The sequence below is a fragment of the Streptomyces sp. DSM 15324 genome (assembly GCF_001514285.1).
GTDB lineage: Bacteria > Actinomycetota > Actinomycetes > Streptomycetales > Streptomycetaceae > Streptomyces.
Map to the genome: position 1 here is coordinate 300478 of NZ_KQ949028.1, position 12240 is coordinate 312717.

Annotated in this window: 15 protein-coding genes; 5 read left to right on the forward strand and 10 right to left on the reverse strand. The window is 73.0% G+C overall.

What is annotated here, in order from left to right; all coding sequences use genetic code 11:
* Positions 1–49: 49 nt before the first annotated feature.
* Together AQJ58_RS20935 and AQJ58_RS20940 are read right to left on the reverse strand one after the other, a co-directional pair.
* Positions 50–910: a sugar phosphate isomerase/epimerase family protein gene (locus tag AQJ58_RS20935; RefSeq protein WP_067252244.1), complete on the reverse strand. Its 861-nt coding sequence runs from the start codon at positions 908–910 to the stop codon at positions 50–52.
* Positions 907–1851, reverse strand: coding sequence for an SCO3242 family prenyltransferase (locus AQJ58_RS20940; protein ID WP_067252628.1), 945 nt, complete (start codon positions 1849–1851; stop codon positions 907–909). Before AQJ58_RS20940 ends, AQJ58_RS20935 begins: the two co-directional genes overlap by 4 nt.
* A 303-nt stretch (positions 1852–2154) precedes the next feature.
* Between AQJ58_RS20940 and AQJ58_RS20945 the strand changes: the two genes are divergently transcribed.
* Together AQJ58_RS20945 and AQJ58_RS20950 are read left to right on the forward strand one after the other, a co-directional pair.
* A complete protein-coding gene (locus tag AQJ58_RS20945; RefSeq protein ID WP_067252245.1) occupies positions 2155–2535 on the forward strand; it encodes a BlaI/MecI/CopY family transcriptional regulator in 381 nt (126 codons plus the stop codon).
* Between the two features lie 19 nt (positions 2536–2554).
* A complete protein-coding gene (locus AQJ58_RS20950) occupies positions 2555–3487 on the forward strand; it encodes a M56 family metallopeptidase (RefSeq protein ID WP_067252247.1) in 933 nt (310 codons plus the stop codon).
* Positions 3488–3585: 98 nt separating this feature from the next.
* On the opposite strand, the gene AQJ58_RS20955 is transcribed toward AQJ58_RS20950, so the two are convergent.
* Both AQJ58_RS20955 and AQJ58_RS20960 read right to left on the reverse strand, forming a co-directional pair.
* A complete protein-coding gene (locus AQJ58_RS20955; RefSeq protein ID WP_067252248.1) occupies positions 3586–4041 on the reverse strand; it encodes a tellurite resistance TerB family protein in 456 nt (151 codons plus the stop codon).
* An 80-nt stretch (positions 4042–4121) separates the two neighbouring features.
* Entirely contained in the window at positions 4122–4388 is a 267-nt protein-coding gene (locus AQJ58_RS20960; RefSeq protein WP_067252250.1) for a GlsB/YeaQ/YmgE family stress response membrane protein, read from the reverse strand.
* A gap of 285 nt (positions 4389–4673) precedes the next feature.
* Here AQJ58_RS20960 and AQJ58_RS20965 point away from each other — a divergent pair, with 285 nt between their 5' ends.
* Entirely contained in the window at positions 4674–5036 is a 363-nt protein-coding gene (locus AQJ58_RS20965; protein WP_067252252.1) for an ArsR/SmtB family transcription factor, read from the forward strand.
* 190 nt (positions 5037–5226) lie between these two features.
* Entirely contained in the window at positions 5227–6936 is a 1710-nt protein-coding gene (locus AQJ58_RS20970) for an LCP family protein (RefSeq protein WP_234360152.1), read from the forward strand.
* Positions 6937–6952: 16 nt separating this feature from the next.
* Here the strand turns inward: AQJ58_RS20970 and AQJ58_RS20975 are convergent, their stop codons facing one another.
* Positions 6953–7177, reverse strand: coding sequence for a twin-arginine translocase TatA/TatE family subunit (locus AQJ58_RS20975; RefSeq protein ID WP_067252254.1), 225 nt, complete (start codon positions 7175–7177; stop codon positions 6953–6955).
* 130 nt (positions 7178–7307) lie between these two features.
* On the opposite strand from AQJ58_RS20975, the gene AQJ58_RS20980 reads away from it, so the two are divergent.
* Positions 7308–8237 (forward strand): ion transporter, encoded by a 930-nt coding sequence (locus AQJ58_RS20980; protein WP_067252256.1) that lies wholly within the window; start codon positions 7308–7310, stop codon positions 8235–8237.
* A gap of 59 nt (positions 8238–8296) precedes the next feature.
* Here the strand turns inward: AQJ58_RS20980 and AQJ58_RS20985 are convergent, their stop codons facing one another.
* From AQJ58_RS20985 to AQJ58_RS21005, 5 genes are all read right to left on the reverse strand, one after another.
* Positions 8297–9130 (reverse strand): endo alpha-1,4 polygalactosaminidase, encoded by an 834-nt coding sequence (locus AQJ58_RS20985; RefSeq protein ID WP_067252258.1) that lies wholly within the window; start codon positions 9128–9130, stop codon positions 8297–8299.
* On the reverse strand, positions 9127–9789 hold the full coding sequence (locus tag AQJ58_RS20990) for a spherulation-specific family 4 protein (RefSeq protein WP_067252260.1): 663 nt from the start codon (positions 9787–9789) through the stop codon (positions 9127–9129). Before AQJ58_RS20990 ends, AQJ58_RS20985 begins: the two co-directional genes overlap by 4 nt.
* Positions 9786–10685 (reverse strand): NAD-dependent epimerase/dehydratase family protein, encoded by a 900-nt coding sequence (locus tag AQJ58_RS20995; RefSeq protein ID WP_067252261.1) that lies wholly within the window; start codon positions 10683–10685, stop codon positions 9786–9788. The genes AQJ58_RS20990 and AQJ58_RS20995 overlap by 4 nt, the downstream gene beginning before the upstream one ends.
* Positions 10686–10692: 7 nt before the next feature.
* A complete protein-coding gene (locus AQJ58_RS21000) occupies positions 10693–11406 on the reverse strand; it encodes a nucleotidyltransferase family protein (protein WP_067252263.1) in 714 nt (237 codons plus the stop codon).
* A gap of 76 nt (positions 11407–11482) precedes the next feature.
* Positions 11483–12240, reverse strand: a 758-nt coding sequence (locus AQJ58_RS21005; RefSeq protein ID WP_067252632.1) for a GDP-mannose 4,6-dehydratase, incomplete at its 5' end; no start/stop codon positions are given.

A 12240-nucleotide genomic window follows, 5' to 3' on the forward strand; every position in this document is an offset into this window, starting at 1 on the left:
CCGCCGTACCGGGAAACGGAAGTGACGAGACGTCGGCGCCGACGAGCCGTCAGTGCGGCTCGGCGGCCCGCAGGAACTCCAGTGACGTGCGGGCGACTTCGGGCGCGTTCAGTGCCGCGCCCTGGATCTCCACCGAGACGGGTCCGCGGTAGCCGGCGGCCTTGAGCGCGGCCAGGACCGGCGGGAAGTCGATCTCGCCCGTGCCGAGTTCGAGGTGTCGGTGCACCCCGCGCCGCATGTCCTCGATCTGCACGTTGACCAGATGCGGTGCCGCCGCCGCGACACAGTCGAGCAGCGGAGTGTCCTCGACGCAGTGGGCGTGGCCGATGTCGAGGGTGACACCGAACAGGTCGGGGTCGCCGAGCCGGTGGCGCAGCTCCAGCACGCGCTGCACGGTGTCGACGAACATGTACGGCTCGGGTTCGAACCCGAGGGCCACCCCGTGCTCGCGGGCGGTCTCCAGGATCTCCTCGCAGCCCCCGGTCAGCCGCTTGAAGGCCTCCTCCCGTGGGACGCCCTCGGGGGCCGGCCCGCTGGCCAGTTGGACGGCCGGGGCGCCGAGGTCGGCCGCGATGCGCACGGCCCGCCCGAGGAGGTCCAGGCGCCGTTCGGCGCCGGATGGGCACATCAGGGTCGGGACGTGCCCCCGCCAGGGGTCGAGCAGATACGGCGCCCCGGTCTCCACCATCACGGCGAGACCCAGCCGGTCCAGCCGGGAGGCCAGCTGTGCGACCCGGCGCGGCAGATCCGCGGCGAAGGGATCGAGATGGCCGTGGTCCAGGGTGAGCCCGACGGAGTCGTAACCCAGGTCGGCGAGGACGGTCAGGACGTCGTCGAGACGGTGGTGGGCGAAGCCGTTGGTCCCGAAGCCGTAGCGCAGCCGCGCGGGCGCGGCGGGGAGGGTGCTCATGTGGGCGACACCTTCCGGGCCAGTCGGCGGGCCGTCGGATGGGCCGCGGCGAGCAGACCGGCCAGGGCCGGGGCGCCGCCGCCCGCGGTCAGCGCCGCCTGGAGGGGCATCAGCGACAGGATTCCGGCGCCGACGGCCTCCCTGACGTGTCGCGCGGACGGGCGGTGGGCCGCCCGCGCCTGCGCGCCGCCGTACGTGGTCAGATAGGCGAGCGCCCCGGCGGCGGCACCGAGGCGGGCCGCCCGTCCCTCGGGTCTTCCGCGTCCGGTGCGCCGTAGCGGACGGGGTAAGGCGAGCGCCCCGGAGTAGGGAAGCGCGCCGGCGGCGAGGGCGGTGGCCGCGGTGCCGGCCAGGGTCGCGGCCGGTACGGAGCGGGGCGCGCCCGTCACCTCGTGGCGGCTCAGGGCCGTGACGGTGTAGGTGTGGGCGCCGACCAGCAGCGCGGCCGGGAGCGCCGCCGTCCGACGGCCCGGGTCGGCGCCGGCCAGGACGTTCAGCGCCCGTGCCCCCGCCATCGCGGCGGGCCCGGCAGGGGTGGACTTCAGGCGCAGGTCGTACGCCCAGACCAGTCCGGTCAGCGGTATCGCCACTGCGAGCGCGGCGCGCCCGCCGGCCAGGGCGGCGAGACCGAGACCGGCGGCGGTCAGCCCGCCGGCGGTGGCCAGCGCGGTGCGGCGGGCGACGCGGCCGGAGGGCAGCGGGCGTTCAGGGCGTTCCACCGCGTCCACGGTCGCGTCCGCGTAGTCGTTGAGCGCCATGCCGGCCCAGTAGAGAGCGACGGACGACGCCATCGTGGCGACCGTACGGGGGCGGACGCGTCCGGTGCTCGCGACCGCGCCCGCGAGCACGTCACCGGGCACGCTCAGGGCGGCGGGCAGCCGGACGAGGGCCGCCAGATCGGCGAGACGGGGGGACCCTGGGATGTCGTTCAGGGCTTGCATGATCGGCACCCTACGCCCACTGCTTTAATCTTCAGACACCTTCGTGTCAGCCATTGTGTGAAGACTCTGTGTGTACGGCGGGTCGAACAACCCCCTTGCTGGGTAAGGGACTTGGTGTCCCATGGCGTCCGGCGGCCCGGACGTCCGGCGGCCCCGGCCACCCCGTCCGGGTGCCCTTCCCCACCCCTTCTTCTACGCTGGTGTAGTCGACCGGAGCGGCGGTGCGCGGTGCGTCGGGTGAACCGGGGGCGTCGATACGATGGCGGGCCGCAAAAGCGTCGGCGGCGGAAGGGAGACAAGGGCGTGACGGACGACCGGCAGGGTCCGCGGCGGCGCAGACAGGGCGAACTGGAGGCGCTGGTGCTGTCGGTGCTGGGGGAGGCGGAGGGGCCGGTGAGCGCCGGGTGGGTGCAGGAGCGCCTCGGTGACGACCTCGCCTATACGACGGTGATCACGATCCTGACCCGGCTGCTGGCCAAGGGTGTGGTGACGCGGGAGCGGGCGGGCCGGTCCTTCGCCTGGACGCCGGCCGCGGACCAGGCGGGTCTCGCGGCGCACCGGATGCGCAGGGTGCTGGACGCGGAGAGCGACCGCGAGGCGGTGCTCGCCAGCTTCGTCACCGGTCTGGGCCCGGACGACGAGCGGCTGCTGCGGGAGCTGCTGGGCCGTTCCGACGGCGAGTGAAGGGGAAGGCCCGAATCCGATGGGGGTGTTCGTCTTTCTGCCGCTGGTGCTGCCGTTGACGGCGTGGCCGGTGGCCCGCCTGGCGGAGCAGCATCTGCATCCGCGCGCGGCGACCCGGCTGCTGTCGGGCGTGGCGGTGGTGATGGCGGTGTGCAGCACCGTGTGTCTGGCACTGGTCATGGTGGTGGGCACGGCCCAGCTGCCGGGCAATCCGCTGCCCGACGGGTGGTCGGACCCCGAGGTGCGGGCGGCGGTGCCCTACGACGAGGTCGCCGGGAAGGCGGCCATCCCCGCGCTGTTCGCGGTGCTCGTGGCCTGCGGGCGGACGCTGTGGCGGCACGGGCGGGTACGGCGCGGGGCGCATCGCGCGCTGGCCGGGCTGCCGGGTACCGAGGTGGTCGTCCTGCCCGACGGGGTGCCGTACGCCTATGCGCTGCCGGGCGGCCGGCGGGGCCGGGTGGTGGTGACCACCGCCCTGCTGGACCGCCTCGAACCGGCCGAGCGGCGGGCCCTGTTCGCCCATGAGCGCGCGCATCTGACGGCCGGGCACCACCGGTTCCTGCTGGCGGTACGGCTCGCCGCGCGCGCCAACCCGTTCCTGCGGCCGCTGCGCACCGCCGTCTCCTACACGACGGAGCGGTGGGCCGACGAGGACGCGGCCCAGGCCGTGGGCAGCCGCCGTACCGTGGCCCGCGCGATCGGCAAGGCGGCCCTGGTCTCGCGGGGCACCCCCGTGCCCACGCTGGCCGGCTTCGCGGCGGCGGGACCGGTGCCGCGCCGGGTGGCGGCCCTGCTCGGCCCGGCCCCGGTCGGACGCAGCTGGCCCTCGGCGTTCACCGCCGTGGGCCTCGCGGCGTGGGGCGCCGCCGCCGGCACGGCCGTCTCCGCGATGTCCTCGGCGAACTCCGCGGTGAGCATGTTCCTCATCCTGTACGCCGCGACACCCCTCTAGAGCCCGTCGTCGGGATCAGGCCGACCGGCCGGCGGCAAGGCCCTCAGGGGCGTACCCGACGGCCGGACGGGTGGGGCGGCGCCCCGTGCGCCGGTCCGTCAGAGGTCGAACTCGTGCGGAGGCAGGTCGAGGGCGAAGCAGGCCTCGCGGACGACCGCCTGCTCGGTCTTGTCGAAGTCGCCGTCGGCGCCGCCGATCACGATGCCGATCTGGATGACGGCACGGGCCTCGGCGGGCTTCTTCCGGGCCTTGGCGATCTCCTGGAGCACGCTCACCTTGCCGAAGTCGAAGTCGGCGGTCAGCTTGTTCAGGTTGTCGTCGAAACGGCGCTGAAGGTCCGTGGCGTCGAAGTTCTGCAACACCTCGTTGGTGGCGATGAGCTGGGCCACGCGGCGCCGCTCGGACGGATCGATGGTGCCGTCGGCGGCGGCGACCAGGGCACACATCGCCATGCTCGCGTCGCGGAAGGCGCCGCTCTTGAGGTCGTTCTTCTTCGCCACGAGCTGCGTCTGCATCGACGACGCGGATTCCTTGATGCGGTCCCACAGGGCCATGAGAACTCCATACGGTCGGTTCGATATCTACAACAATGTAGAAACTAACGGGGGGTCGGACAAGTTCCCGTCTGCCCCGCTCAGTTCCGCGAGTTGCCGAACAGCAGCCGGTAGGCCACGAGGAGGACCAGCGAGCCGCCGATGGCCGCGCCCCAGGTGTAGAGGTCGAAGAACTGGTTCTCCACCGGGCGGTCGAGGAACCGGGAGGAGAGCCAGCCGCCGACGAAGGCGCCCGCGACGCCGATGAGCGTGGTGCCGATCAGGCCGCCCGGGTCGCGGCCGGGCAGCAGGACCTTGGCGATGGCTCCGGCGAACAGGCCGAGGATGATCCAGCCGATGATGCCCATGTCGTCGTGTCTCCAGTCGAGTCGCTCGGGCGGCACCCGCTGCGCGGGGTCACCGGCCCCAGTATGAGTTGCCTGTTTGCGCAACCCTAGAGACGCGACGGAGTGGCGGGCGAGCCCGCACAGGTCACTGCGTTCGAGTCGTCGCGGTTCTGTCACTCGTTCAGGACATTGCGCAAACCGTCAAGCGGAGTTGGGGGCTTCGGGCGCTCTCGGGGCCGCCGCCGACGGCTACACTGGGTACCCGTACGTGCGTCGGTGGTGACGCGCAGGGGACGGGAGAGGGCTGTGGCAACCAGCGTCGGTCGCTTCGAGGACCCGTCCGTCGAGGTGCTCGACGAGGCGGCCGCCGCGTTCGGCCTGCTCGCCGCTCCGGCCCGACTGCACCTCATGTGGGCCCTGTCGCAGGGCGAGAGCGACGTCACCCGGCTCGCCGACCGCGTCGGCGGGGCGCTGCCCGCCGTCAGCCAGCATCTGGCGAAGCTGAAGCTCGCCGGACTCGTCGGCTCGCGCCGCGAGGGCCGGCGGCAGGTGTACTACGTCGACGACCCGGACGTCGTCACCGTGGTGCGCGTGATGGTCGGCCAGCTGACCGCCCGCGCACACCAGAGGGCCGTGCCGGTACGGCGACTGCCCGGCGCCGGCGGCTGAAGCCCGCCCCCGGGCCCCTGAGGGGAAACCCTCCCCGCAGGTTGCATGAGATCCCTCACCTGTGAATTCGCCCATGATCGGGGCTGCCGCGGTCAGGGCTTTGTTAGATTGCGCAACTACGCAAGCAACCTCGATCGCGATTGCCGCCTCTATCTGTGTGCATCTGTCCGACCGTTCGGAGGAGTGGTGAATGAGCGACCCGTGGGACGGTCCGGCCGGCCAGGCCACGCGCAGCCGCACCGACAGGGTGCCCGGGCAGCGCACGGCCGGGCCCGACGAGCCGCTTCCGACGGGCGGGCGGAGCGCGGCACGGGTGGCCTCCCGCCGACGCCCGGGCCGGGGGACGCGCCGCGGCCGGCCGGTGCGGCGCGGCAGGCGGCTGCTGCGGATCGCCGGACTGTGCCTGGCGGTGCTGGTGCTGGGGACGGCCGGTGCGGGCTGGTGGTTCTACCAGCACCTCAACGGCAACATCAACAGTGTCCCGATCGACGGCAAGGGCGGCGAGGAGAAGGCCGACGCCTTCGGCCGCACCCCGATCAACATCCTCGTGATGGGCTCGGACGGCCGTACCAGCAAGGCGGACTGCAAACTGGGCGGCGGCTGCTCGCACACCGGGGTGCAGTCCGGCAACGGCAACGCGGATGTGCAGATGGTGGTCCACATAGCGGCCGACCGCTCCAACGCCACCGTCATGAGCATCCCGCGGGACACCATGACAAGGGTCCCGGCCTGCAAGGACAGTGAGACCGGGCAGTCCACGTCCGGCTACTACGGCCAGATCAACAGCGCCCTGCAGTACGGCCCGGCCTGCCAGGTGGCCACCATCCACGAGCTGACCGGCATCCCCATCGACCACTTCGTCAAGCTCGACTTCTCCGGCGTGGTCAAGATGTCCGACGCGGTCGGCGGTGTCTCCGTGTGCGTGGACGCCAACGTCTACGACACCTACTCGCACCTGAAGCTGTCCAAGGGCACCCACACCCTCAAGGGTGTCGCCGCGCTGGAGTTCGTCCGCTCGCGGCACGGCTTCGGCGACGGCAGCGACCTCGGCCGTACCGTCTCCCAGCACATCTTCCTCAGCGCGATGATCCGCAAGTTCAAGAGCGCGGGCACGCTCACCGACCCCACCGCGGTCTACGGCCTCGCCGACGCCGCCACCAAGGCGCTCACCGTGGACGACGGCCTCGGCAGCGTGAACAAGCTGATCGGGCTCGCGGCCGACCTGAACAAGGTCCCCACCAAGCGGATGACGTTCACCACCATGCAGACGGCCCCCGATCCGGCGGACAGCGACCGGGTCGTGGTGGGCGCGGGCGCCAAGACGCTGTTCGCCACCATCGCCGAGGACCAGTCGCTCACCACCGGTTCCGGCGGGAAGTCGGCGGCGGCCTCCGCGACGGCGAAGGCCACCGCCGCCACGGTCCCCGCGTCCCAGGTCGCCGTCACCGTGGAGAACGGCACGACCATCACCGGCCGGGCCTCCGCCGTCGCCGGCGCCCTCACCGACGCGGGCTTCGACTCCGCGACGACCACCGCCAACGCGCCGAGCCCGGCGACCACCACGACCCTCACCTACGGCACCGGGCAGAAGGGCGCGGCCCGGACGGCCGCGAAGGCGCTCGGACTGCCGTCCTCCCATCTGAGGCAGGGGAGTGGAACGGGCGTCACCCTGGTCATCGGCAGCGACTGGCCGAGCGGCACCACCTACCCCGGCGGGACCTCCTCGTCCGCCCCCGCCGACACCGGGGCCGCCGTCTCCAACGCCCACGCCCAGACCGCCGACGAGGCCACGACCTGCGCCGAGGTCAGCCGGTTCCGGACGGTCGAGCTGAACGGCGTCCCCATGACGCCCACCCAGGCCTACGCGGCGGCCGGCGGCAAGCCCGACTCCGACGACTGACCGAGCGGCGAAACGGTCAGGGACGCGGGGCGGAGTCGTCCCGGCCGACGACCGTGCCGGGGACGATCCGGGGCGCCGACGGGTCCCGGCCGGGGGCGTCCGGGTCCTTCAGGGCCCTGGACTCGCTCTTGAGGATGCGGGCCGCCCTGCCCGCCGAACGGGTCAGCTCGGGCAGCTTCCTGATCGCGAGGACCACGACGACGACCACCAGGATCAGTGCCAGCTCGCTCATGCCGAACATACGGGTCCGCTCTCTCCCGAGGTCGTCTACAGTTCTGTAGAAGTATCCCCCGGGAGGCGATCGTCAACAAGCCTGCCTTCCGGCCGCGTTGGCGCAAACGCCGTACGATCCGAGGAGTGTCGGCAGCAGGATGTCCGAGCAGTACCACCAGGCGACCGTCAGCGCGTCCGGGGCGGCCCGCCGGGACCTCGCGCACCGCTGCCGCACCGTCACCGAGGCCCGCTGGTTCGCGCTGACCGTGTTCGCCGTGATCCTCCTCAACGCGGCACTGCTCGGCGTGGAGACGTACTCCGGCCTGGTCGAGGAGTGGCACCGCTGGTTACGGCTCGCCGAGCACGCCTGCCTCGTCGTGTTCACCGTCGAGATCCTCGTCCGGATCGGCGCGCACGCCGACCGCCCCCGGGGCTTCCTCAAGGACCCGTGGAACCTCTTCGACCTCGCCGTGGTCCTGTGCGCCTTCCTGCCGGTCGTACGCGAGAACACCACCGTGCTGCGCCTGCTCCGGCTGGCCCGTGTCCTGCGTACCGCGCGTTTCCTGCCCCAGCTCCGTGTCCTGCTCACCGCGGTCGCCCGTAGTCTGCCGGGCACCCTGAGCTTCCTGCTCGTCGGCGCCCTGCTGCTGTACGTGTACGCCATGATCGGCTGGGTCTTCTTCGGCCGCGCCGACCCCGGGCACTACGGCTCCATCGGCCGGTCGGTGCTCACCCTGTTCCTCCTCATGACCCTGGACGGCATCGGCGACGCCGTCCACGCCGGCCTGGAGATCTCCCGCTGGAGCCTGCTCTACTACGCCTCGTACGTGCTGCTGGCCTCCTTCGTCCTGGTCAACGTGCTCATCGGCGTGGTCATCACCTCCCTCGACGAGGCCCGCGAGATGGAGGACAGCCGGCAGCCTCCCGCCCCACCCGCGCAGGACCGACCGCTGCTGCTCACCCGGATCGCCGCCGCCCGCGAGGCCCTCGACGCCCTCGAACGCGAGCTCGCCGAGGCCGCCTTGACCCCGCCCCCGCCCCCGCAGCCAGATCGCGCGGACCGCGGCCCGGTCGGCCGTACGGGCTGAGGAGAGGCGGACCGCGGGGGGCCTGCCGCGGCTGCCGGGACGCGCGGGCCGCCGCCCGTTCAGCAGGGCTTGCGCCAGACCCCCAGCTCCAGCTTCTTCTGCATCGAGGACAGCCCCAGGCGCCGCGACACGGGGCAGAAGCTGCTCGTGGGCTCGGCGTACTCCACGTGGAAGACCGCCTTGCCGGCCTTGACGAACGGGGTGAGCCGCGCGCACTCGCCGTACTGGGCGCACTCCTCGTTGACCGCGAAGTCGAAGTGGGGGAGCAGCTGCGGGATCTGCGGCAGGTCGTTCTTCAGGCCCACCGACATGCCCCGGTCGTGCGCCAGCTCCGCGATCATGCGGTTGTAGCGGAGCTGGTCGCGCGCGGTGAGCGGGAAGCCGGTCGTGTTGCCGTACCCCTCCACCAGGTCCGGCTCCACCGCGTCGAAGCCCTTGTCGCGGCACATGTCGAAACGGCGTTCCATGATCGGCCGCAGCACGGAGATCTTCCGGATGTCCAGCCAGCGCTCGCCCGCCCAGCCGTTCTGCCGCCCCAGCACCGACTTCGGGAAGGCGCCCTTGTCGGACCGGAAGTCCTCCCAGGCGCCGACGTTGACGTAACAGATGACCCTGCGCCCGTCCCGGTGCAGCCGGGCCACGTCCGCGGCCGTGTTCTCGAAGCCGTCGATGTCGTAGACCGGCACGTCCACCGACGGGTCGACCCGGCTGTTGAGCTGCCACTGCCAGGCCAGTCCCGGCCGGGGCCGCCACCGCGCCCCGGTCGAGGAGTCCGCCGTACCGGAGGGCGAACCGGAGGCCGGCGGTGACCCGTCGTCCCCGCCCCCCGTGCCGGAGCAGCCCGCCAGCGCCAGCGCGCCGGCCAGCAGGAGTGCGCGTACCGTGTGCCTCATCGTCCTGTTCCGCTCAGTGCAGGGGTCAACTCACCCCAGGGATTGGGAAGTACGCCCGTGACGGGACCGGACACGGCCGCGCCCCGCTCGCCCGCGGTGCGCACCGCGAGCGGCACCAGCGCCGCCGGGACGCCGTACACGAGGTGGCAGAGGCGCTCGGGCGCGTGCCGGGTGGTCCACGCCGGCCGGGTGAACGCCGAGACGTACGTGGACCAGTGCCCCTCGAAGGTCACGGTCAGGTCGGCGAGGCGGGCGTAGCCGGGCGCCGGGTGCACCCCCGGATTGAGGACCACCGTCCCGGCACCGGTCCGGCGCACGCCGTTCACCAGCCGGCGGCAGGCGGGCAGCCCGTCCGGGGTCGCCGTCACCCGGTCGAGGAAGCAGCCGTCGGCCGCGTACCACGCCTGGTGCCGGCGTACGTCGGCCACCACATCGGCGCGCGGACGCACCCCGTAGTCGGTGTCGACGTACCCGAGGACGCGCGTGCCCGCCTCCCGAAGGGCTCCGGCCGCCGCGGCGAACGCGGGGTCGGGGCCCGCGCCGGGCCCGTTCGCGGGGTTGAGGACCACGCCGTACGTGCGCCCCGCGCCCTGGATCAGACGGTGCCAGGCGCCCGGATCGTCGGCGGGGTGCACGTACAGCGGAATCAGCAGGCTCACGGCGTGCCGTCGCCTTCCCACAGCGCGGCCAGCGCGTCGTCGAGGGTGTGCGCCGGCCGCCAGCCCAGGGCCCGCTCGGCGGCCGTGACGTCGGAGCACTGCCAGGACACCTCGCCCGAGCGGACCGACCGTCCGCCGCCCGCGCTCTCCTCGACCCGTCCCCGGAACCCGGCCTGCGAGGCCAGCCCGAGCACCAGCTCGCGCACCGGCACCGCGCGGCCCGCGCTGACGTTCAGGATCCGCGGCAGGGGGCCGGGCGCCGTGACCGCGAGCTCCACCGCGTGCGCCACGTCCCGTACGTCCACGAAGTCCCGGTACGAGGACAGGTCACCGAGCCGCAGGACCGCGTCCGGGTCCCGGCCCGCCTCCCGCAGCAGCGCGGTCAGCCGGCCCGGCAGTCCGGCGGGCGGCGCGCCGGCCCCCACCGGGTTGCCGACCCGGAGCACCACCGCGTCCAGGCCGGACGCGCTCACCACCGCCGTGCCCGCGAGCTTCGTCGCGCCGTACGGGCCGGCCGGGCAGGTCGCGTCGGACTCGGTGACCGGGCTGCCCGCGACGCCCGGACCGTACTCGGCGGCCGAGCCCAGCTGCACCAGCCGGGCTCCCGGCGCCGCCTCCCGCAGCGCCGCGCACAGCACGGCCGGGCCGCGGGCGTTGACCTCGGCGAGGGTCACCGCGTCCCCGCCGGTCGCGCCCGCGCAGTTGACCACCGCGTCGGGCGCGGCGAGGGCCAGTGTCTTGGCCAGCTCCGCCGGGCCGGCCGAGGCGAGATCGACCGTGTGGTCCGCGCCCGGGGAGCGGCCGGCGCCGAGGACCAGCGCGCCCGGCAGGGCCCGCAGCCGCGCGGCGACATGGGCTCCGAGGTAGCCGGTGAAGCCCAGGACGAGAATGCGCATGGGGTGCTCAGGCCCCCTTGAGGAGATGGGACTTGCGGGTGGTGAACTCCGCGTTGGCGCGGTCGTAGTCGTCGGGGCGCCCGATGTCCAGCCAGTACCCGTCGAACTCGTAGGCCTGCGGCGGGTTCTGCGCTCGGATCAGATCGATGACCAACTCGTCGAAACCGAGCGGCAGTCCGGGGGTGTACCCCTCCAGCGTCGAGCGGGACAGGCCGTAGACGCCCATCGAGACGCGGTAGTCCATGCTGGGCTTCTCGGTGAAGGCGACCACCTTCGAGGAGTCGGTGGTGAGCACCCCGAAGTCGATGTGCACCTTGCGGGCGTACGTGGCGATGGTCAGCGGTGCCCCCGCGGCGCGGTGCGCGCCGAGGACGTCCGCGTAGTCGAGGTCGGTCAGGACGTCGCCGTTCATCACCAGGAACGACTCGGGCAGGTGCTCGCGCAGGGTGAGCAGCGGGCCGAGGGTGCCCAGCGGGCTCTCCTCGGTGGCGTAGTCGATGCGCAGGCCCCAGGCGGCGCCGTCGCCGACGTAGGCGCGGATGATCTCGCCGAGATGGCCGATGGCGATGGTGCAGCTGGTGAAGCCGGCCGTGGCCAGCTGGCGCAGCACGATCTCCAGGATGGCGTGCTGGTCGCCGATGGGCACCAGCGGCTTGGGCAGCGCGGTGGTGTACGGCCTCAGCCGAACGCCCTTGCCCCCGGCCAGAATCACTGCGTGCATGGGTCTCCCCCTTGGTGTGTACTCGGTGCGTGCTCGGTGCGTGCTCGGTGCCGGGCCTACCGGACGAGCGGGACGGTCAGATGTTGTAGATGCCGGTCTTGTAGCGGGCCAGGTTGGCCGGGTCGCGGAAGAACTCCACGGTCCGCGCGAGCCCTTCCTCCAGGGTGTGCGCGGGCTGCCAGCCGGTGGCGGCGGCGAGCCGGCTCGCGTCGGCGACCAGCCGCATCACCTCGGAGTTCGCGGGCCGGACCCGGGCGCCGTCCTCGCGGACGTCGAGCGGGGTGTCCATCACCTTCCCGATCAGCGCGACCAGGTCGCCGACGGAGATCTCCCCTCCGGTGCCGGCGTTGAAGGTGCGTCCCACCACCCGCTCGGCGGGCGCGGTGCCGACGGCCAGGAAGGCCCGCGCGGTGTCCTTGACGAAGGTGAAGTCCCGGGTGGGCCGCAGATCGCCGAGGGTGAGGGTGCGCTCCCCGGCGGCCACCTGGCCGATGACGGTGGGGATGACCGCGCGCATGGACTGGCGCGGCCCGAAGGTGTTGAACGGCCGCAGGGTCACGACGGGGGTGTCGAAGCTGGCGTGGTAACTGTCGGCCAGCCGGTCGCCACCCGCCTTCGAAGCGGCGTACGGGGACTGGGTGTTGATCGGATGGTCCTCGGTGATCGGCACGGTCTGCGCGGTGCCGTACGTCTCACTGGTGGAGGTGTGCACCAGCCGGGGCGTGCCGAGGGCGCGCACCGCCTCCAGCACGTTCAGCGTGCCGGTGACATTGGTGTCCACATAGCTGTGCGGCGCCCGGTAGGAGTACGGGATCGCGATCAGCGCGGCCAGGT